The sequence below is a fragment of the Cupriavidus sp. IK-TO18 genome, from assembly GCF_015549295.1.
Taxonomy (GTDB): Bacteria; Pseudomonadota; Gammaproteobacteria; order Burkholderiales; family Burkholderiaceae; genus Cupriavidus; species Cupriavidus oxalaticus_A.
This window is the reverse complement of record NZ_JADGMP010000030.1, coordinates 228066-248516: the sequence shown is the minus strand read 5'-3', so window position 1 is coordinate 248516 and position 20451 is coordinate 228066. Positions and strand designations below refer to the sequence as shown.

The window sequence follows — 20451 nt, the reverse complement described above, 5'->3', positions numbered from 1 at the left end:
GCGCCGCCAGCACGCGATACCGGAGCCGCACATGCCGCAGACGCCCCCCAAGTTTGTCATCCTGGACCGCGACGGGGTGGTCAACCTCGACAGCGACCAGTTCATCAAGTCGCCCGACGAGTGGATCCCCATCGACGGCAGCCTGGAAGCCATCGCCGCGCTGAACCAGGCCGGCTATCGCGTGGTGATCGCCAGCAACCAGTCCGGCATCGGCCGCGGCCTGTTCGAGATGAGCGCGCTCAACGCCATGCACGAGAAGATGTACGCGGCGCTGGCACGCCTGGGCGGGCGCGTCGAGGCCGTGTTCTTCTGCCCGCATACCGCCGCGGACGGCTGCGACTGCCGCAAGCCCAAGTCCGGCATGCTCGAGCAGATCAGCGAGCGTTTCGGCATCGAGCTGCGCGGCGTGCCGATCGTCGGCGATTCGCTGCGCGACCTGGAGGCCGGTGTCGCGGTCGGCTGCGCGCCGCACCTGGTGCGCAGCGGCAAGGGCATGAAGACGCTGGACAAAGGCGGCCTGCCGCCCGGCACGCAGGTGCATGACGACCTGCGCGCCTTTGCGCGCTGGCTGACCGGCAACGACGGCGGCAACGACAGCGGCAACCACAGCGCCACCCGCGAGTCCGCACAATAAGCCATTGCCGACGCTGGCTCCGACCCTCTTTTTTGCGCCCCCACGCATGACGTTTCTCCGTTCCCTGCTGTTTGCGCTGTACCTGCTGGTGCTGACGCCCCCCTACGCCTGCGCCTGCTTCGTAGTGTTTCCCTTCATGAATGCCGACCAGCGCTTCCGCTTCGTGCGCGGCTGGCCGCGGCTGGTGATCTGGGCCGCCCGCGGCATCTGCGGCATCCAGTACCGCATCGAAGGCCATGAGCATATGGATAGCATGCTCGACAAGCCGGTGGTGCTGCTGTCCAAGCACCAGTCGGCGTGGGAGACGGTGGCTTACGTGGCGCTGATGCCCAGGCCGCTTTGCTTCGTGTTCAAGCGCGAGCTGCTGCTGGTGCCTTTCTTCGGCTGGGCGCTGGGCATGCTGAAGATGGTCCATATCAACCGCAGGGAAGGCACCCGCGCCTTCGCCTCGGCCGTGCGCCAGGGCCGCGAGCGGCTCTCCGAAGGCGCCTGGATCATCATGTTCCCGGAAGGCACGCGCACGCCGTCGGGTCTGGAAAAGCCGCGCTACAAGAGCGGCGGCGCGCGCCTGGCGGTCGAGACCGGTGCCTGGGTGCTGCCGATGGCGGTCAACTCGGGCCGGGTGTGGCCGCGCAACAAGTTCCTCAAGTACCCGGGCATGGTGACGATCTCGGTCGGCCCGCCGATCGCCTCGGCCAACAAGACCGCCGACCAGCTCAACCAGGAAGTGGCCGACTGGATCGAGCGCGACATGCGCCGCATCGACGCGGACAGCTACCGCAGCGAAGCACGGGTAGAGCCGGCCGCATGAAGCTGCTGCGCCCCGCCTCCGAAGCCGACGGCGCGCAGCTGGAACTGCCGCTGGCAGAAGCCGCTCCCATAGTCCATGCACCGGCGGCGCCGCTGGTGCCGGAGCAGCCGGCATGGCCGGTACCGCAGCCCAATGCCCGGCTGCTGCACGTGGGCGAGCGCGCGCTGCACTATACGCTCAAGCGCTCGTCGCGGCGCACCATCGGCTTCACCATCGACGACCGCGGCCTGTCGATCACCGCGCCGCGCTGGGTCACGCTGGCCGACATCGAATCGGCCATCCTGGAGAAGCAGCGCTGGATCTTCAACAAGATGGGCGAATGGCGCCACCGCGAGGCACGCCGCGTGCTGCCCACGGTGCAGTGGCGCGACGGCGCCAGCCTGCCCTTCCTGGGCCAGCCGCTGACGCTGTCGCTGGAGTCGCCGATCGGCGCGCTGCTGTTCGATGCCGACAGCCGCGTGCTGCACCTGGCGCTGCCTGCGCACGCCGACGAGCAGCAGATCAAGGACCGCGTGCAGGGCTGGCTGCAGCAGCAGGCGCGCCGGCTGCTGGCCGAGCGGCTCGACGTCTATGCCGGCAAACTGGGCGTGCGCCATACCGGCTTTGCGCTGACTTCGGCGGCCACGCGCTGGGGCAGCTGCACCGCGGACGGCAAGATCCGGCTGAACTGGCGCCTGATGCATTTCCCGCTGTCGATGATCGACTACGTCGCGGCGCACGAACTCGCCCACCTGAAGGAAATGAACCACGGCCCGCGCTTCTGGCAGACCGTGGAATCGATCTTCCCGGAATTCCGCGACGCCCGCGCGCAGCTGCGCGCGCATCCGCCCGAGCTGCTGCCGAGCTTTTAAGCCACGCTTCCAAGCCACTTCCAAGCGGCCGGTGCGTTTCGGCTAAACGCACTAAAATGGCGCCTTCGAATACCTAAAACAGTTGAAGGCCCTCAAATGCGACTCCTCCACACCATGCTGCGCGTCGGCGACATGCAGCGCTCCATCGATTTCTATACCCGCATTCTCGGCATGCAGCTGCTGCGCGAGAGCGACAACCCCGAGTACAAGTACCGCCTGGCCTTCGTCGGCTACGGCCCCGAAAGCGAGACCGCGGTGCTGGAGCTGACCTACAACTACGGCGTCGACCAGTATGACCTGGGCACCGCCTACGGCCATATCGCGCTGGAGACCGACAACGCCGCGGCGGCATGCGAGCGCATCCGCGCGGCCGGCGGCAAGGTCACCCGAGAAGCCGGCCCGGTCAAGGGCGGCACCACCGTGATCGCCTTCGTCGAAGACCCGGACGGCTACAAGATCGAGCTGATCGAGCGCCATTCCACCCGCGACGCCAGCCGCCCGTAACGCGTCCATCGGCCGCGACCGTGGACGCGCAAACCCTGAGCCGCCGGCCGCTGGACGGCATGGCGGTGGGCCTGATGGTGGTGCTGTGCGCCGCCTGGGGCCTGCAACAGGTGGTGATCAAGGTGACCGCGCCGCTGATGGGCGCGGTGCTGCAGGCCGGCGTGCGCTCGGCGGTGGCGGCGTTGCTGGTGTTCGGCTTTGCCGCCTGGCGCGGCACGCCGATCTGGCGCCGCGACGGCACGCTCAACGCGGGCCTGCTGGCGGGGCTGCTGTTCGGCGCCGAGTTCTTCTGCATCTTCGTCGGGCTGGGCCACACCACGGCCTCGCGCATGGCGGTGTTCCTGTACACCGCGCCGATCTTCACCGCGCTGGGGCTGCATTTCGTGGTCCCGGGCGAACGGCTGCACGCCGGGCAATGGCTCGGCGTGGCGCTGGCGTTCGTGGGCATGGCACTGGCGTTCGCCGATGGCATCGCGGCGCCGTCGCCCCATGGCAGCACGCTGCTGGGCGATGCGCTGGGCATTGTGGCCGGGGCGCTGTGGGCCGCCACCACCGTGGTGGTGCGCGCCAGTCCGCTGGCAACCGCGCCGGCCAGCAAGACGCTGCTGTACCAGCTGGCGGTATCGGCGGTGCTGCTGCTGGCGATGGCCATGGCAGCGGGCCAGACCGCGACCGTGCAGATCGACGGCGTGGTGCTGGCGAGCCTGTTCTACCAGTCGGTGCTGATCGCGTTTGCCAGCTACCTGGCGTGGTTCTGGCTGCTGCGGCGCTACCTGGCGTCACGGCTGTCGGTGTTTTCCTTCCTGACGCCGCTGTTCGGGGTGGCTTTCGGCGTGGTGCTGATGCACGACGTGGTGGGGCCGCGCTTTGCGGTGGCGGCGGTGTTGGTGCTGGCGGGGATTGTGCTGGTGAATCGGCGGGCGTAGGCCTCTGGCGCGGCTCGCTCACCATGGGCGCCGAACGTAGCAGCTATCCCTTGTGAACGTTCCCCTCTCCCGCCGCACGGGAGAGGGGAACAAACCGCCGACGTGCGACGGCATGCTGTTCAATCAGCGGCGCGCCTCGAACGAGAACATCCCCAGCGCGTCGCGCACTTCCTCCAGCGTCTGCTGGGTCAGTTCGCGTGCCTTCTGCGTGCCCTGGCGCAGCACATCGAACACATAGTCCGGGTTCTTGGCCAGCTCTTCGCGGCGGGCGCGGATCGGCGCCAGCATGTCCTGCAGGATGCCTTCGATGCGGCGCTTGAGCACCATGTCGCCCAGGCCGCCCTTGCGATAGTGTTCCTTCAGCGCTTCGACTTCCTCGGTGTTCGGGTCGAACGCATCCAGGTACGTGAACACGACGTTGCCCTCGACCTGGCCCGGATCCGACACCTTCAGGTGGTTCGGGTCGGTGTACATGCTGTGCACCGCGGCCTTGATCTGCTCCGGCGACGCGCCCAGCGCGATTGCGTTGCCCATCGACTTGCTCATCTTGGCCTTGCCGTCGACGCCGGGCAGGCGGCCGAACTTGGGGATCAGCGCCTTGCACTCCGGCAGCACGTCCCGGCCGACCTGGTTGTTGATGCGGCGCACGATCTCGTTGGTCTGCTCGATCAGCGGGGCCTGGTCTTCGCCCACCGGCACCACCTGGGCCTTGAAGGCGGTGATGTCCGCGGCCTGCGCGGCCGGGTAGCACAGGAAGCCGGCCGGGATATCGCGGCCGAAGCCGCGCGCCTGGATCTCTTCCTTGATGGTCGGATTGCGCTCCAGCCGCGATACCGTGACAAAGTTCAGGTACATCAGCGTCAGCTCGGCCAGCGCCGGCAGGTGCGACTGCACGGTGATGGTGGTCTTGGCCGGGTCGATGCCGACCGCCAGGTAGTCCAGCGCCACTTCCAGCACGTTGCGGCGCACCTTGTCGGGATCGTGCGCGTTGTCGGTCATGGCCTGGGTGTCGGCCAGCAGCAGGTATTGCTCATGCGAATCCTGCAGCGCCACGCGGCTCTGCAGCGAGCCGACGAAGTGGCCGAGGTGCAGCGGGCCGGTGGGACGGTCGCCGGTCAGGATCACGGGACGCCGGTTGGTTTGGCTGGTTTGGGCTGTCATGGAACGGTCTTGCACGAAATAAGTCGCGGAAATTCGGAATTCGTTGATCTGGGGCTTCAGGCGGCCTGCCCCGCAGCGCCGCCGCCGAGGCGGCGGGCCAGCTCGACATACTCGCCAACGGGCACTTCCTCGGCGCGGCGGCCAAGGTCGAAGCCCATCGCGTCGAAGTCGACCTGGTCGCGCAGGAACGACAGCGTATTGCGCAGCACCTTGCGCCGCTGCGAAAACGCCGCGGTGACCACGTCGCCGAGCACGGTGATGTCGCAATCGGCATGCGGCGAGCGCAGGCGGCCGTCGTGATGGCGCGGCCACGGGATCATCCGCACCACGGCCGAATCGACCTTGGGCGGCGGGTTGAAACTGCCCGGCGGCACGTCCAGCACATGCTCCATGTAGTAGCGCACCTGCAGCATGATCGACAGCCGGCCGAAGGCCTTGCTGCCGGGCTCGGCCACCATGCGCTCGACCACTTCCTTCTGCAGCATGAAGTGCTGGTCGCGCACCCGGTCGGCGAACTGCATCAGGTGGAACAGCAGCGGGCTGGAAATGTTGTACGGCAGGTTGCCGACGATGCGCAGCGGCCTGCCCGGCACTTCCAGCTTACCGAAGTCGAAGTCCAGCGCGTCGCCGGCATGGACCTGCAGGCGCTCGCCGTAGCGGCGGCGCAGCCGCTCGACCAGGTCGCGGTCGAGCTCGACCACCTGCATCTGCGGGATGCGTTCGAGCAGCGGGCTGGTCAGCGCGCCGAGTCCCGGCCCGATCTCGACCAGCACGTCTTCGGCTTGCGGACTGATGGCATTGACGATGCCGTGGATGATGGTGTCGTCGACCAGGAAGTTCTGCCCGAATCGCTTGCGGGCCACATGGCCCTGGTGCACGTTGGAACGCATGGTTCGATGTTGCAGCATGAGGTCCGGCTTCAGCAAGGCGGCTGCAAGCCAGGATTGGGATGGCCCGGATGGCTGGCGCCGGCGCCATCGGGATGGCGGCCGTTGGCATGGCCGGCCATGGTGACCGCACTGCGGATGGCCTCGATCATGCTGCCATGCTCTGCCTGGCCGGTGCCAGCCAGGTCCAGCGCGGTGCCGTGGTCCACCGAAGTGCGGATGAAGGGCAGCCCCAGCGTGATGTTCACGCCGTGGCCGAAGGTGCCGTATTTCAGCGGCGCCAGCCCCTGGTCATGGTACATCGCCAGCACGCAGTCGGCATCGCGCAGGTGGCGCGGCTGGAACAGCGTGTCGGCCGGGAAGGGGCCGCGCGCATCGATGCCGGCATCCTTGGCCTGCGCCAGCGCGGGCACGATCATGTCGATCTCTTCGCGGCCCATGTGCCCGCTTTCGCCGGCGTGCGGGTTCAGGCCCGTGACCAGGATGCGCGGGCGCGCGATGCCGAAGTAGCGGCGCAGGTCGGCATCGATGATGGTCAGGGTCTGCAACAGCAGCGGGACGGAAAGCGCGTCGGGCACCGCACGCAGCGGCAGGTGGGTGGTCGCCAGCGCCACGCGCAGCATGGCGTGGTCGTGCGCGGGCTGCGGGCCGGCCAGCATCATCACCACGCGCGGCACGCCGGCGCTGTCGGCGAGGTATTCGGTGTGGCCCGTGAAAGGCACGCCGGCGTCGTTGATGGTGCTCTTCTGTACCGGTGCCGTGACCATGGCCGCAAAGCGCGGCGCGGCGCGGCCATGCGGGCGGCAGCCGGCGATGGCGGCATCGAGCAGCGCCAGCACGTACCGGCCATTGCGCGCGTCCAGCCGGCCCGGTTCGCACGCGACCGCCAGCGGGATATCCTCGATCACCACGTCGCCGTCGGCGATGCGCCGCTCCCAGGCGTGCGTCACGCCCAGCGCCGCGGCGCGATCGGCCAGCAGGCGGGCATCGCCCAGCACATGGAAGCGGTAGTGCCCGCTGCCGCCGTTGTTGCCATGGTTGGCGCCGGCGAGCTGCAGCAACGCCCCGATGGTGATATCGGGGCCGATGCCGGCGGGTTCGCCGGTGGAAATGGCCAGGGATAGCGGGTCAGGCATGTCGGCGTGGGCGAGTCGGCGGCGCGTGCGCGTATCAGCGCTGCCGGTTGATGCGGTACTCGACGTACGCCTGCGAGCGCAGCTGGCGCACCCAGTCATCATACGCGGCCCGCAGCTTCTGTTCGCGGACCTCGGCTCGGGCAAAGTCGCGCTGCTTCTCGGGCGACAGCTCGGTCTCGCGGCGGTTCAGCACCTGGATCAGGTGCACGCCGAACTGCGTGACCACCGGCTCGGAGATCTCGTTCGTGCGCAGGCGGCTCATGGCCTGCTCGAACTCGGGCACCAGCTCGCCCGGCGAAACCCAGCCTAGGTCGCCGCCGTTCTGTGCCGAGCCGTCCTGCGAGAAGCGCTTGGCCGCGTCGGCAAAGTCGCCGCCGTGGGTGATGCGGTCGCGCAGCGTGCTGAGCTGGCGGCGCGCCTCGGCTTCTGGCATGTTGGGGCCGGTGCGGATCAGGATATGGCGCACCTGCGTCTGCGTGATCTTCCCTGCCGCGGCCGTGCCGGATGCGGGGGCGGCGCGCTTGGCCACCAGCTTGACCACATGGAAGCCCGCGGCGCTTTCCACCACCTGGGGCGCCACGGCGCCAGGCTGGAGGTCGACCACCGAGTTGGCGAACAGCGCCGGCAGGCGGCCGATCTCGCGGAAGCCCATGGCGCCGCCCTGCGCGGCTTCCGGGCCTTCCGAATTGGCTTGCGCCAGCTGCGCAAAATCCGCGCCGCCCTGGGCCTGCTTCAGCAGCCCCTCGGCCTTGGCGCGCTGCGCCTGCTTCTGCGCCTCCGAGGCATTCTCGGGCACGCGCACGAGGATCTGCGCCACGTTGTATTCGGTCGGGCCGGTAGCGCCGGCCTGGCCGCCGCGGGCAGCCAGGAAGTTGTCGATCTCGCCGTCGTAGACCTGAACCTTGGAATCGACCTCGCGCTCGCGCAGGCGAATCACCTGGACCTGCTTGCGCAGTTCGTCGCGGTACTTGGTCCAGGTCATGCCGCTGGCTTCCACGCGGCGGCGCAGCTCGGTGGCGTTCATGCGGTTCTGCTGCGCCACCGATTCGATGGCGCGGTCGATCTCCTGGTCGGTCACGCGGATGCCGGCTTCCTGCGCGGCCTGGGTCTGCACGCGTTCCATCACCAGGCGTTCCAGCACCTCGCCGAGCAGGTCCGCGCGCGGCGGGACCGGACGGCCGGCGGCGCGCAGCTGGCCTTCGATCTCGTCGGCGCGGTCGAGCAGCTCGCGGCGCGTGATCACGCTGTTGTTGACCACGGCAACCACCTCGTCGACCAGCTGCGAGCGCTTCTGGTCGCCGGGCTGCGGCACGCCGAGCTTGGGCTGGCTCGCCGGCGCGGTGACGTCGGACGACTGCGGCACGAAGATGCCGGTGGCACGTCCCGCGCCCGGTGCCTTCAGCTGCGCGGCGGCCGGCACGGCGATCGCGGCCAGCACGGCCGGCAGCAGCAGGCGGTGCCACGACGTCATAAGAAAGGAAAACACGGCGAATTCTTGACGTTTCATCTTAATCCGTCATTCATAGTGATCGTACTGGGTCGTCGGCACCGGCTTGGCGGACACAGGCTCGTAGCCCGGCACGTTCAGGCGCAGGATGTTCAGCGGATTGGACCCGATCTTGGAAAGGCCACGGAACTCCACCTGCAGGAAGACCCGCCCGGTATAGCCCTGCGTGGTGTTGCGGAAACGCTGGTAGACCACGCGGCCGACCCAGCAATCCGCGGCGTATTCGACGCCGGCCAGCGTATCGACCATCTGGCTCGCGCTCAGGTCGAAGGCAAAGCGGGCGATGGCGTAGGCGCGCCGCGTGATCGGCCACTGGCCCGACAGCTCGAACTGGTCGATCGCGGTGTTATCGGTCACGGCGGTCGGACGGCGGTAGCGGTAGCCGGCGTTGAAGACCTTGCGCGGCTCGGGGCGGTATGAAAACGCCACGTTGCCGTAGTTGACCCGGTCGGTATCCAGGTTGTACTGCAAGCCCATGTCCAGGTAATAGCCCCGGAACATCTGGATGGTGGTCGCGGCAAGCAGGTCGGATGCGCCGGGCTTGGGGTCCGCCAGCGTGCCGTTGAGCTGCACGCGCTGCCCGGTGAAGTCGTAGCGCTGCGCGATGGTGCCGCGGAAGCGCTCGATGCCGGAGTCGGACTCGATCAGGCGCGTGGTCAGGCCACCGGTGATCTTGTTGTTGTCGGCGATGCGGTCGTAGCCGGTGAACGGGTTCTCGCTGAAGATCTGGCCGTAGCCGAAATCGGACTGGACCGTGTCGAACAGCGGGAACAGGCTCTGGTCGCGGAACGGCGTGTACACGTAGAACAGGCGCGGCTCCAGCGTCTGCAGGTAGTTCACGCCGAACAGCCGGCTCATGGTCGGCGCCTCGCGCTCGAACGTCATGCCCGAATCCAGGCTGACGGTGGGCAGCACGCGCGAGAAGTTGGTCTGCGCGTTGGGCGTGTTGTCCTGCGACTCCATCTGGTACTGGGTCGCGTTGAACGTGACCTTCGGCGTCACGTACCAGCCGGCGCGCACGATCGGGTAGCTGATGCTCGGCTGGACATACATGCGCTCGCCCTGCGGCTGCTGGAAGCCCGTGGACGTCAGCGGGATGCGGAAGCGGGTGTAGTCGGCCTCCACCTGCACGTCGAAGCCGCCCAGGTCATAGCGGAGGTACTTGCCGTTGAGCTGCGGCACGCGCTCGTACGATGGCTCGCTGGGGCGCAGTGTCTGGAACTTCTGCACCCGCGCCATCAGGAAGAAATCCTGCCAGTTGTAGGTGACGCCGCCTTCCTGCACGTACTGGCGCTGCGCGGACTGCGCCACGCTGCGGTTGAAGTCGTCCGGGTACTGGTCGTCCGAGACCCGGTTGACGTTCAGGTAGGCGTTCAGCCCCTTGGCCAGGTTCTGGTTGTGCTGGATCGAGTAGGCCCAGCGGTTCGAGTTGGTCTTCTGGTCGTCAGGCAGGAACTCGGCGCGGATGCGGCCGGAGTAGCCCTGCCCCAGGTAGCGGTACTCGCCGCCCAGCTGCAGGCCCCGCTCCGTCATCAGCCGCGGGTAGATGGTCAGGTCGCGGTTCGGCGCGATGTTGAAGTAGTACGGCACCGTCAGGTCGAAACCCGAGCGCGAGCCGTAACCCATCAACGGCGCCAGGAAGCCGCTGCGGCGATCATCGTTCAACGGAAAACTGAATGCCGGCGCTGCCGCGATCGGCACCCCGAAGAAATTCAGCACGCCGCCATAGGCAACGCCCACCTGGCGATCGCTGTCCAGGTCGATCTGGTTGGCGCTGAAATACCAGTCCGCATTGTCCGGCGAGCAGGTGGTGTACGACGCCCGCTTGATGGTGCTGCGGTCCTTGTCCAGGAAGTCGATGCGCTCGGCCTTGCCGGCGCCGCCGGTCTGCTGGAAGTAGTAGTCGGGCGACAGCATGTAGCCTTCGTTGGCCTCGACCTTAAGCTTCGCCTCCGGCCCCACTGCCAGCGTGCCGCTGCGCGACAGCCGCACGTTGCCCTCGGCATGGGCCTCGTCCGTATCCTGGTCGTAGCTCAGCTTGTCGCCCTTGACCACGCCGCCGTCGCGACGCAGTTCGGCATGGCCCTCGAGCTCGACGCCGCGCTCGCTGTAGCCGGTCATGCGGTCGCCCTCGATGAACGTCGGCGCGCCGGAATCAGGCTCGCTGGTCTTGGGAGGCTCGGCCAGCCGCGGCACCAGTTCGCCCGAGACCGCGGGCAGCTCGGGCACCTGCGGTGCGGCTTCGAACACCGGCTCGACCTGGTCCAGGTCCGGAATCGCCGAGCCAGACATCTGCGCCTGCGCGCCGGCCGACAGCCCGGCCATGGCCAGCACTAGCGGGCGCAGCCGGCCCGCGTTCAGGCGGCCGGCGCGCCTGGCGCGGGCGGCGGCGCCAGAGGGGGCAGGCGAAAGCAAGGCCTTGTTATTCGGTGTTCGTCGTTGTTCGGTCATTCGCACGGGTTGTCAGTCTCGGCGTGGGCTGCGGCCGCCTGCAAGCCGCCAACCCCTGCCAGAACAGGCTGCGGGGCAACGAAGGCCCCTCCCGGGGGCCGCCCGGCGCCCGGGTCTGGTCGGGTATTATACGGGGCATCCAAACCTGCCCTTGCGGCCGGCTTGCCCCGCTCCACGATATTTTTCCGCGCCCTTCCTGTATGGCAGCTCTTCCCCACGACCCGCGCCTGGACCAGCTCAAGGCCTGGGTGTCCGGCCTTGGCCCGGCATGGTCCGCCGATCCCGACTCCTGCGTGCCCGCATCGGCCGATGCCAGCTTCCGGCGCTATTTCCGCGTGCGCACCGGCAACCCGGCGCACCCGACCGCCATCGTCATGGACGCGCCGCCGGCGCACGAGGACTGCCGCCCCTTCATCCACGTCTGCCAGCTGTTCGGCGCGGCCGGCGTGACCGTGCCGACCGTGCTGGCGCAGGACCTGGCGCAGGGTTTCCTGCTGCTCGCGGACCTGGGCAGCCAGACTTACCTGTCACGGCTGGACGACTCCACCGCCCATGGCATGTATGCCGACGCCGCCGCGGCGCTGGTCCGCATCCAGGCCGCCACCCGCCCCGGCGAACTGCCCGCCTACGACCGCGCGCTGCTGCAGCGCGAGCTCGACCTGTTCCCGCAGTGGTACGTGGCCAAACACCTTGGCGCCACACTGGGCGACGCCCAGCAGGCCGACCTGCGTGAAGTAATGGATACGCTGCTTGCCAACAACCTGGCGCAGCCGCAGGTCTACGTGCACCGCGACTACCACTCGCGCAACCTGATGGTGCTGGACGGCGGCTCCAACCCTGGCGTGCTGGATTTCCAGGACGCGGTGATCGGCCCGATCACCTATGACGCGGTCTCGCTGTGGCGCGACGCCTATATCGAATGGGATGAGGAACAGCAGCTCGACTGGCTGATCCGCTACTGGGAGCGCGCGCGCAAGGCCGGCCTGCCGGTCAATGCCGATTTTGGCGAGTTCTACCGCGATTTCGAATGGATGGGCCTGCAGCGCCACTTGAAGGTGCTGGGCATCTTCGCCCGCCTGTACCACCGCGACGGCAAGGACGGCTACCTCGCCAACCTGCCGCTGGTGCTGAAGTACACCCGCAACGTTGCCGGCCGCTATACCGAGCTGCGCAAGCTGATCCGCCTCCTGGATGCGCTGGAAGGCGCGGCCAGCCCGGCCGGCTATACCTTCTGACGACGTGCCTGACGCCAACCACCCGGCCCGGCCGCACGCCTCCGACGCCAGTCCCGCCATCACCGCCCTCGGCGAATGGCTGGCCGGCGCGCGCGCGCTCGCGCCGATGCTGCTTGGCGTGGTGCCGTTCGGCCTGATCTACGGCGTGCTGGCCGTCGGCGCCGGCATGCCGGCGTGGCTGGCCTGCGCCATGAGCGCGATCGTGTTCGGCGGCGCCTCGCAGATGATCCTGACCCAGTTGTGGACCGCCGGCACGCCCGCGGTGGTGATCACGCTGACGGTGGCCATGGTCAACCTGCGCCACGCCCTGTATTCCGCGACGATCGCGCCCACGCTGGCCCACCTGCCGCGCCGCTGGAAGGCGCTGATCGCCTACCTGCTGACCGACGAGGCCTTCGCCGCGATGACGCACCGGCTGGGCGATACCGGCCCGCGCGCGCAATACCGCCACTGGTACTACTTCGGCGGCGGCTTCGCGCTGTGGGCCAGCTGGCAGGTGTCGACGCTGGCCGGCGTGCTGGTCGGCGCCCAGGTGCCGCGCGACTGGCCGCTCGATTTCTTCCTGCCGCTGACGTTCATCGGCATCATCGTGCCCGGTCTCAAGCACCGCTCGCACGTGGCCGCTGCGGTGGCCGCCAGCATACTGGCGGTGGCCTGCTACAGCCTGCCGCACAAGCTCGGGCTGATGGTGGCGGCGCTGGGCGGCATCGCCGCCGGCATGCTGGTACTGGGCCGCGGCAACCGCCCCGGCGCGCGCCGGGCCGGCGCGGCGGATCGGGCCGGCTCGGTCGGCAAGGAGGCCGCATGAATGCGCTGACCTTGCTATGGGTCTTCCTGGCCGCCGGCCTGGCGACCTTCCTGATCCGCCTGTCATTCATTGCCGTGGAAGGCCGCGTGCGGCTGCCGGCGTGGTTCCGGACCGCGCTGCAGTTCGTCCCGGCCGCCATGCTGTCCGCGCTGATCGCCCCCGACCTGCTGATGCAGGGCGGCGAGCTCGCGCTCACCCCTACCAATGCGCGGCTGGTGGCCGGCGTGGTCGCCATCCTGATCGCCGCGCGTACCCGCAGCGTCGGCTGGACCATTGCCGGCGGCATGGCCGCGCTGCTTGCCCTGGAGGCCCTGTTCTGATGAAGGTCATGATCTTCGCCGCCGGCCGCGGCGACCGCATGCGCCCGCTGACCGATACCTGCCCCAAGCCGCTGCTGGCCGTGGGCGGCAAGCCGCTGATCGTCTGGAAGATCGAAGCGCTGGCGCGCGCCGGCCTGCGCGACATCGTCATCAACCATGCGTGGCTGGGCGAGCAGATCGAAGCCGCGCTCGGCGACGGCAGCCGCTTCGGCGTGCGCATCGCGTACTCGCCCGAAACCGAGGCGCTGGAAACCGCCGGCGGCATCGCCAAGGCCCTGCCGCTGCTGTCGCACGACCCGGCCCGCGGCGAGATCTTCCTGGCCGTGTCGGGCGACATCTTCTGCGACTACGACTTCCGCAAGCTCCTGCCCCGCGCCGTCGCGATAGCCGGCGCCGCCGAGCCGCGCATGCACCTGGTCATGGTGCCCAACCCCGCGTTCCATCCGCGTGGCGACTTCGGAATGGACGCGCAAGGGCGGCTATCGCTGGAGGAGCACCCGATCCACGGCGAGCGCCTCACCTTCGGCAATATCGGCCTGTACGATACGCGCCTGTTCGCCGGCATCGCGACTGGCACGCGGGTCGCCATGACACCCTTCTACCGCGCCGCGATCGCCGCCGGCACCGCCAGCGGAGAACGTTTCGACGGGCGCTGGGAAAACGTTGGGACGCCGGCGCAGCTGGCAGAGCTGGACGCCAGTATTGCGCCTGTGCCGGTCGCCTCCGTGGGGCGTTGAATCAGGGGTATGGAAGCGCGCCATGGCAGTGGCGCGACGCGCCTTTTGCAGCACCGCCGCTGCAACGCGCCCGGCGGCGTTAGAATCGGCCTGATCCTCCTCTTCCCCAGGCCACACCATGTCCGCACCCGACAACGCCCTCCTCGCCGCCTGCCGCGAACGCCGCGCCCGTGTGCTGCAGCACCTGCGCGCCGGCGGCGGTGGCGTGGCGATCCTGCCTACGGCGCCGGAAGCGATGCGCAACCGCGACAGCGACTATCCGTACCGCCACGACAGCTATTTCTATTACCTGACCGGCTTCACCGAGCCCGAGGCCGTGCTGGTGCTGGTGGCCGGCGCGCCGGGCGACCCGGCCGATGCCGACCGCAGCATCCTGTTCTGCCGCCCCAAGCACGAGGAGCGCGAGATCTGGGACGGCTTCCGCTACGGCCCCGAAGGGGCGCGCGCCGCGTTCGGCTTCAACGAGGCGCATTCGTTCGAAGAGATCGATGCGACGCTACCGCCGCTGCTGGCCAATCGCGCGCAGGTCGCTTACCCGCTGGCCGAGTCGACCCGCACCGACGTGCAGATGCGCCGCTGGCTCGACGCCGTGCGCATGCAGGGCCGTGCCGGGGTGTCGGCGCCGTCGGTAGCGATCGATATCCGCACGCTGCTTGACGAGATGCGGCTGTTCAAGGACGCGGGCGAGCTGGCCATCATGCGCCGCGCGGGCGAAATCTCCGCCGGCGCCCATGTGCGCGCGATGCACGCCACGCGCCCGGGCCTGCGCGAATACCACCTCGAAGCCGAGCTGCTCTATGAATTCCGCCGCCACGGCGCGCAGAGCGTGGCCTACAACTCGATCGTCGCCGCCGGCCCCAACGCCTGCGTGCTGCACTACCGCGCCGGCCCGGCCGAACTGAAGGATGGCGACCTGTGCCTGATCGACGCCGGCTGCGAGCTCGACGGCTACGCTTCGGACATCACCCGTACCTTCCCGGTGTCGGGGCGCTTTTCGCCCGCGCAGCGCGAGCTGTATGACCTGGTGGTGGCGGCGCAGGAAGCTGCGATCGCCGAAACCCGCGCCGGCGTGCCCTACAACGTGCCGCACGATGCCGCCGTGCGCGTGCTGGCGCAAGGCATGCTCGATACCGGCCTGCTCGACCGCAACAAGGAAGGCACGCTCGACGACGTGCTGGCCAGCGGCAGCTACCGCCGCTTCTACATGCACCGCACCGGGCACTGGCTCGGCATGGACGTGCACGACGTGGGCGAATACCGCGTCGCCAGCCACAGCGGCGAAGGCGAGCGCCCGTGGCGGCCGCTGCAGCCGGGCATGGTGCTGACCGTCGAGCCCGGCATCTACGTGCGACCGGCGCAGGACGTGCCGGAGCGCTACTGGCATATCGGCATCCGCATCGAGGATGACGCCGTGGTGACCGATGGCGACTGCGAGCTGATCACCCGCGGCGTGCCGGTGCATGCCGACGAGATCGAAGCGCTGATGCGCGATGCCGGAGGCCGGCGATGATCGGTTGGCTGCGCAGACTCTTTCCCGGCCAGGGCAGCACCCAGGCTGCGGCCGCAAAACCGCGCAACCCGTCGGAACCGTTCATCATCAACCTGTTCGACGACCGCGTCGTGGTGCACCGCCCCGATGGGCAGCGCGAGGAAATCGCATGGGATACGCTGGAACGCGTCGTGGTCCGCGTCTCCAATCGCGAACCCTGGGCGGGCGCTGCCTGGCTGATCCTGGTCGGCGCGCCCGACAGCGGCCAGGGCTGTGTGGTCCCGGCCGATGCCGCCAACTATGCCGCGCTGCTCGAGCAATTGCGCGCGCTGCCCGGCTTCAGCCAGCAGAAGCTCGACAATGCGCTGCGCGACGCTGCGGCCGGCAAGTCGCGCACTGACGCGATCTGCTGGAAGCGCGGGGCCGGCGAGACTGGCATCGGCGGCAGCGATGGCACCGGCGGCAATGCAGGAGGCAGTGACGATGCCGGCCGCGCCAGCTGATATCCAGGACATCGCCATCGTCGGCGGCGGCCCGGTGGGACTGGCGCTGGCCTGCCAGCTGCTGCGCACCACCGACTGGCGCATCGCGCTGATCGATGCGGCCACGCCGGCGCGCGCCGCGCGCGACCCGCGCGCGATCGCGCTGTCGCACGGCAGCCGCCAGCTGCTCGAGCAGATCGGCGCGTGGCCCGTGCCCGGCAGCCCGATCGAGCATATCCACGTGTCGCAGCGCGGCCGCTTCGGCCATGTCCGGCTGCACCATGACGACTACGGCGTGCCGGCATTGGGCTATGTGGTCCGCTATGGCGAGCTGTGCGATGTGCTCGAACGCGCCCTCGCGCGCGCCGCGCAGGCTTGCCCCGCCGACCGGCTGCAGCGCGTATTCGAGACCCGCATCGACCAGATCGAGCAGGCGCCATCCGCCGGCACTGGCGACGATCCCGACGGCGGCACGGTGCGGCTGACTGGCACCGCCCATGACGGGCAGGTCGCGCGCTTTACCGCCAGGGTGGCGATACAGGCCGAGGGCGGCCTGTTTCACGAGCAGGCCCGGCACCAGGGCCGCGGCGCGCGCACGCGCGACTACGGGCAGACCGCCGTGATCGCCCATGTGGCCTGCTCGCGGCCGCAGCCGGGCTGGGCCTGGGAGCGCTTTACCGACGAAGGCCCGCTGGCGCTGCTGCCCCACGACGAACATGGCGTTGCCGGCTACGCGCTGGTGTGGTGCTGCCCGCCCGAACAGGCCGCGCGACGGCTGGCGCTGCCCGACGCGGAGTTCGCGCTGGAGCTTGGCCATGCCTTCGGCGACCGCATGGGCTACTTCACGCTGGCGGGCAAGCGCCATGCCTTCCCGCTGGGGCTGAACGCCGCGCCGGTCACGGTCAGCGGCCGCGTCGCTGCGGTCGGCAATGCGGCGCAGACGCTGCACCCGGTGGCGGGCCAGGGCCTCAACCTGGGCCTGCGCGACGCCTTCGCGCTGGCCGATTCGCTGCGTGCCGCCTGCACGCCGCAGGCGCTGCAGGCCTTTGCCAGCCGGCATCGGCTCGACCGCGCGGTCACCATCGGCGTCACCGACCTGCTGCCGCGCCTGTTCGGCGTGCCCTACCCGCTTGCCGCGCATGCCCGCGGGGCGTCGCTGGCGGCACTGGCCTGCCTGCCGCCGCTGCGGCACGCGCTGGCGCGCCACATGATGTTCGGCATGCGCCGCTGAAAACTGGCATCGGGGATCTGTGGCGCGTGCGCCACGCGCCACGGATCCCGCTACAGATTGCGCCATCGATGCTCAATTCTTGGGCAGTCACTCCCGTTTGGCGGTAGAATCTCGGCCTCGCACATGTCCCGATCCATCGCCGGCAGCAGTTTCGGCAGGGGCATGTTTTTCCGTTTCGTCTCTGTTTCGCCCGATCGCCACAAGTGCTCCCGAGCCAGAGCAGGCCATCCCGATCCCGTCGGCGGCGCGCGCGCCGCCAAGGCGGCAGGGCCCCCAGCAGAACCCGCGCTATCGTCGCTCTATCGTGCAGATCGGACCTCACCAACTCCGCAACAACCTGTTTGTCGCCCCCATGGCGGGCGTGACGGACCGGCCGTTCCGCCAGCTGTGCAAGCAGCTCGGCGCCGGCTATGCGGTGTCGGAAATGGTGGCGTCCAACGCACAGCTGTGGAAAAGCGAAAAGACCATGCGCCGCGCCAACCACGCCGGCGAGGTCGAGCCCATCTCCGTGCAGATCGCCGGTGCCGAGCCGTCGATGATGGCCGAGGCGGCGCGCTACAACGTCGACCGGGGCGCGCAGATCATCGATATCAACATGGGCTGCCCGGCCAAGAAGGTGTGCAACGTGGCCGCCGGCTCTGCGCTCCTGCAGAACGAGCCGCTGGTGGTGCGCATCGTCGAGGCGGTGGTCGCCGCCGTCGGCGAGCGCGTGCCGGTCACGCTGAAGATCCGCACCGGGTGGAACCGCGAGAACCGCAATGCGCTGCGCATCGCGCGCATGGTCGAGGACGCGGGCATCAGCATGCTCACCATCCACGGGCGCACCCGCGCCGACCTGTACCACGGCGACGCCGAGTACGAGACCATTGCCGCGGTCAAGGCAGCGATCTCGATTCCGGTGGTCGCCAACGGCGACATCACCACGCCGCAGAAGGCAAAGCAGGTGCTGGCGCTGACCGGCGCGGACGCGATCATGATCGGCCGCGCGGCGCAGGGCCGGCCGTGGCTGTTCCGTGAAATCGAGCACTTCCTGAAGACCGGCGAAATGCTGCCGTCTCCGGAGGTGGCCGAGATCCGCGCGATCATGAACGCGCACCTGGAAGACCACTACGCCTTCTACGGCGAGTTCACCGGCGTGCGCACCGCGCGCAAGCATATTGCCTGGTACACGCGCGGCCTGCGCGGCGCGAACCTGTTCCGGCACCGGATGAACACGCTGGAATCCACCACCGAGCAACTGGCGGCGGTCAACGCCTTCTTCGACGAGCAGGCGCAGTACTCGGACCGGCTGGTGTACGTGGACGACGAGCAGGGCAAACAAGATAAAGACGAAGCGAACAACAACAATAACGGGGAGTTGCTTGCCGCATGAGCCGCAACGCTATCGACCAGTGCATCCGGGATAGCCTGGACACGTATTTTCGCGACCTGGACGGTGAAGAGCCGTCCAATATGTACAACATGGTGCTCGAGGCCGTCGAACGGCCGCTGCTGGAAGCCGTGATGGTGCGCGCCGAGCGCAACCAGTCGCTGGCGGCCGCCTATCTGGGCATCAATCGCAACACGCTGCGCAAGAAGCTGCAGCAGCACGGTTTACTTTGAATTTGAAGCGTTTCCCACAGCCATGATCAAGCAAGCCCTCCTTTCCGTATCCGACAAGACCGGCATCGTCGAATTCGCGCGCGAACTGAACGCGCTCGGCGTGACGCTGCTTTCCACCGGCGGCACCGCCAAGCTGCTGGCCGACAGCGGCCTGCCCGTGACGGAGGTGGCCGACTACACCGGCTTCCCGGAAATGCTCGACGGCCGCGTCAAGACGCTGCACCCGAAGGTCCACGGCGGCATCCTGGCGCGCCGCGACCTGCCCGAGCACATGGCCGCGCTGGCCGAGCACAACATCCCCACGATCGACCTGCTGGTGGTGAACCTGTACCCGTTCCAGCAGACCGTGGCCAAGGATGACTGCACGCTGCCGGACGCGATCGAGAACATCGACATCGGCGGCCCGACCATGCTGCGCTCGGCGGCCAAGAACCACCGCGACGTGACCGTGATCGTCGATCCGGCCGACTACGCCGTGGTGCTCGACGAAATGCGTGCCAACGGCAATGCGGTTGGCTATGACACCAACTTCCGCCTGGCGACCAAGGTGTTCGCGCACACGGCGCAGTACGACGGTGCCATCACCAACTACCTGACCAGCCTGGGTGCCGACAAGTCGCACCAGGCACGCAGCGCCTACCCGCAGACGCTGAACCTGGCGTTCGACAAGGTCCAGGAAATGCGCTACGGCGAGAACCCGCATCAATCGGCGGCGTTCTACCGGGACCTGAAGGCGGTGGATGGCGCGCTGGCCAACTACGTGCAGCTGCAGGGCAAGGAGCTGTCGTACAACAACATCGCCGACGCCGATGCGGCGTGGGAATGCGTGAAGTCGTTCGATGCGGCCAATGGGGCTGCCTGCGTCATCATCAAGCACGCCAATCCGTGCGGCGTGGCGCTGGGTGCCAACGCGCTGGAAGCGTATGAGAAGGCGTTCAAGACCGATTCGACCTCGGCCTTCGGCGGCATCATCGCTTTCAACGTGGAGCTGGACGAAGCCGCTGCGCAGGCGGTGGCCAAGCAGTTCGTCGAAGTGCTGATCGCGCCGTCGTTCAGCGCCGCCGCGCGCGCAGTGTTCGCGGCCAAGCAGAACGTGCGGCTGCTGGAGATTCCGCTGGGCAAGGGCATCAACCAGTTCGACTTCAAGCGTGTTGGCGGCGGCCTGCTGGTACAGAGCCCGGATGCCAAGAATGTGCAGCCTTCGGAGTTGCGCGTGGTGACGCGCCGTCATCCGACGCCGAAGGAAATGGATGACCTGATGTTTGCGTGGCGGGTGGCGAAGTTCGTCAAGTCCAATGCCATCGTGTTCTGTGGTGGTGGCATGACGCTGGGTGTTGGTGCCGGGCAGATGAGCCGTGTGGATTCGGCTCGGATTGCCAGCATCAAGGCGCAGAATGCCGGGCTGACGCTGGCTGGTTCCGCGGTGGCATCGGATGCGTTTTTCCCGTTCCGTGATGGGTTGGATGTTGTTGTGGATGCGGGTGCTACCTGCGTGATTCAGCCGGGTGGGTCGGTGCGGGATGATGAGGTGATTGCTGCGGCGGATGAGCGGGGGATTGCGATGGTGCTGACTGGGACGCGGCATTTCAGGCATTAAGCGGTTTTGTTTTGTTTGACGGCTGGAGCTTGTCGCTGTTGGTGACAGGCTGTCGGCCGTTGAAACGCCTGGTTGCAGGCGG

Annotated in this window: 20 protein-coding genes; 15 read left to right on the top strand and 5 right to left on the bottom strand. The window is 68.4% G+C overall.

The annotated features are described in order from the left end of the window. Positions 1–31 precede the first annotated feature (31 nt). The 5 genes from gmhB (at position 32) to IPF36_RS23745 (ending at position 3726) form a co-directional block, all read left to right on the top strand. Positions 32–634, top strand: coding sequence for a D-glycero-beta-D-manno-heptose 1,7-bisphosphate 7-phosphatase (gene gmhB / locus IPF36_RS23765; RefSeq protein ID WP_133093753.1), 603 nt, complete (start codon positions 32–34; stop codon positions 632–634). A 46-nt stretch (positions 635–680) separates the two neighbouring features. Continuing rightward, entirely contained in the window at positions 681–1445 is a 765-nt protein-coding gene (locus IPF36_RS23760; RefSeq protein ID WP_135704478.1) for a 1-acyl-sn-glycerol-3-phosphate acyltransferase, read from the top strand. Continuing rightward, entirely contained in the window at positions 1442–2296 is an 855-nt protein-coding gene (locus IPF36_RS23755) for a M48 family metallopeptidase (protein ID WP_133093751.1), read from the top strand. The genes IPF36_RS23760 and IPF36_RS23755 overlap by 4 nt, the downstream gene beginning before the upstream one ends. Positions 2297–2392: 96 nt before the next feature. Beyond that, entirely contained in the window at positions 2393–2800 is a 408-nt protein-coding gene (gene gloA, locus IPF36_RS23750) for a lactoylglutathione lyase (RefSeq protein WP_029048797.1), read from the top strand. A 20-nt stretch (positions 2801–2820) separates the two neighbouring features. Beyond that, positions 2821–3726, top strand: coding sequence for a DMT family transporter (locus IPF36_RS23745; RefSeq protein WP_133093749.1), 906 nt, complete (start codon positions 2821–2823; stop codon positions 3724–3726). Positions 3727–3849: 123 nt separating this feature from the next. Here the strand turns inward: IPF36_RS23745 and trpS are convergent, their stop codons facing one another. The 5 genes from trpS to IPF36_RS23720 are packed head-to-tail and all read right to left on the bottom strand — an operon-like array spanning position 3850 to position 10868. Beyond that, on the bottom strand, positions 3850–4887 hold the full coding sequence (gene trpS / locus IPF36_RS23740) for a tryptophan--tRNA ligase (RefSeq protein WP_133093748.1): 1038 nt from the start codon (positions 4885–4887) through the stop codon (positions 3850–3852). A gap of 56 nt (positions 4888–4943) precedes the next feature. After that, the gene (gene rsmA, locus IPF36_RS23735) at positions 4944–5777 is read right to left on the bottom strand and encodes a 16S rRNA (adenine(1518)-N(6)/adenine(1519)-N(6))-dimethyltransferase RsmA (protein WP_133094207.1); all 834 of its coding nucleotides are present in this window, start codon (positions 5775–5777) and stop codon (positions 4944–4946) included. A 29-nt stretch (positions 5778–5806) separates the two neighbouring features. Next, positions 5807–6910, bottom strand: coding sequence for a 4-hydroxythreonine-4-phosphate dehydrogenase PdxA (gene pdxA / locus IPF36_RS23730; protein ID WP_195430610.1), 1104 nt, complete (start codon positions 6908–6910; stop codon positions 5807–5809). A gap of 34 nt (positions 6911–6944) precedes the next feature. Continuing rightward, positions 6945–8417 (bottom strand): peptidylprolyl isomerase, encoded by a 1473-nt coding sequence (locus IPF36_RS23725; RefSeq protein WP_133093746.1) that lies wholly within the window; start codon positions 8415–8417, stop codon positions 6945–6947. 9 nt (positions 8418–8426) lie between these two features. Then, a complete protein-coding gene (locus IPF36_RS23720) occupies positions 8427–10868 on the bottom strand; it encodes an LPS-assembly protein LptD (protein ID WP_195430607.1) in 2442 nt (813 codons plus the stop codon). Between the two features lie 200 nt (positions 10869–11068). On the opposite strand from IPF36_RS23720, the gene IPF36_RS23715 reads away from it, so the two are divergent. The 10 genes from IPF36_RS23715 to purH all read left to right on the top strand — a co-directional run bounded on the left by IPF36_RS23715 (position 11069) and on the right by purH (position 20369). Further along, positions 11069–12103 (top strand): aminoglycoside phosphotransferase family protein, encoded by a 1035-nt coding sequence (locus IPF36_RS23715; protein ID WP_195430604.1) that lies wholly within the window; start codon positions 11069–11071, stop codon positions 12101–12103. Between the two features lie 106 nt (positions 12104–12209). Continuing rightward, the gene (locus IPF36_RS23710) at positions 12210–12911 is read left to right on the top strand and encodes an AzlC family ABC transporter permease (protein WP_255519884.1); all 702 of its coding nucleotides are present in this window, start codon (positions 12210–12212) and stop codon (positions 12909–12911) included. Further along, on the top strand, positions 12908–13231 hold the full coding sequence (locus tag IPF36_RS23705; protein WP_133093742.1) for an AzlD domain-containing protein: 324 nt from the start codon (positions 12908–12910) through the stop codon (positions 13229–13231). The genes IPF36_RS23710 and IPF36_RS23705 overlap by 4 nt, the downstream gene beginning before the upstream one ends. Beyond that, positions 13231–13968: an N-acetylmuramate alpha-1-phosphate uridylyltransferase MurU gene (gene murU / locus IPF36_RS23700; protein ID WP_135704470.1), complete on the top strand. Its 738-nt coding sequence runs from the start codon at positions 13231–13233 to the stop codon at positions 13966–13968. The genes IPF36_RS23705 and murU overlap by 1 nt, the downstream gene beginning before the upstream one ends. A 118-nt stretch (positions 13969–14086) precedes the next feature. After that, positions 14087–15478: an aminopeptidase P N-terminal domain-containing protein gene (locus tag IPF36_RS23695; RefSeq protein WP_195430602.1), complete on the top strand. Its 1392-nt coding sequence runs from the start codon at positions 14087–14089 to the stop codon at positions 15476–15478. Next, positions 15475–15960: a hypothetical protein gene (locus IPF36_RS23690; protein WP_135704466.1), complete on the top strand. Its 486-nt coding sequence runs from the start codon at positions 15475–15477 to the stop codon at positions 15958–15960. Before IPF36_RS23695 ends, IPF36_RS23690 begins: the two co-directional genes overlap by 4 nt. After that, entirely contained in the window at positions 15941–17170 is a 1230-nt protein-coding gene (locus IPF36_RS23685) for a UbiH/UbiF/VisC/COQ6 family ubiquinone biosynthesis hydroxylase (RefSeq protein ID WP_195430599.1), read from the top strand. Before IPF36_RS23690 ends, IPF36_RS23685 begins: the two co-directional genes overlap by 20 nt. Before the next feature lie 304 nt (positions 17171–17474). After that, complete coding sequence (dusB, locus tag IPF36_RS23680) at positions 17475–18542, top strand: tRNA dihydrouridine synthase DusB (protein WP_133093738.1); 1068 nt, start codon at positions 17475–17477, stop codon at positions 18540–18542. Next, positions 18539–18772, top strand: a complete 234-nt coding sequence (locus IPF36_RS23675; protein ID WP_019447044.1) for a Fis family transcriptional regulator — start codon at positions 18539–18541, stop codon at positions 18770–18772. The genes dusB and IPF36_RS23675 overlap by 4 nt, the downstream gene beginning before the upstream one ends. 22 nt (positions 18773–18794) lie before the next feature. Continuing rightward, complete coding sequence (purH, locus tag IPF36_RS23670) at positions 18795–20369, top strand: bifunctional phosphoribosylaminoimidazolecarboxamide formyltransferase/IMP cyclohydrolase (RefSeq protein ID WP_063236800.1); 1575 nt, start codon at positions 18795–18797, stop codon at positions 20367–20369. Positions 20370–20451: the final 82 nt, after the last annotated feature.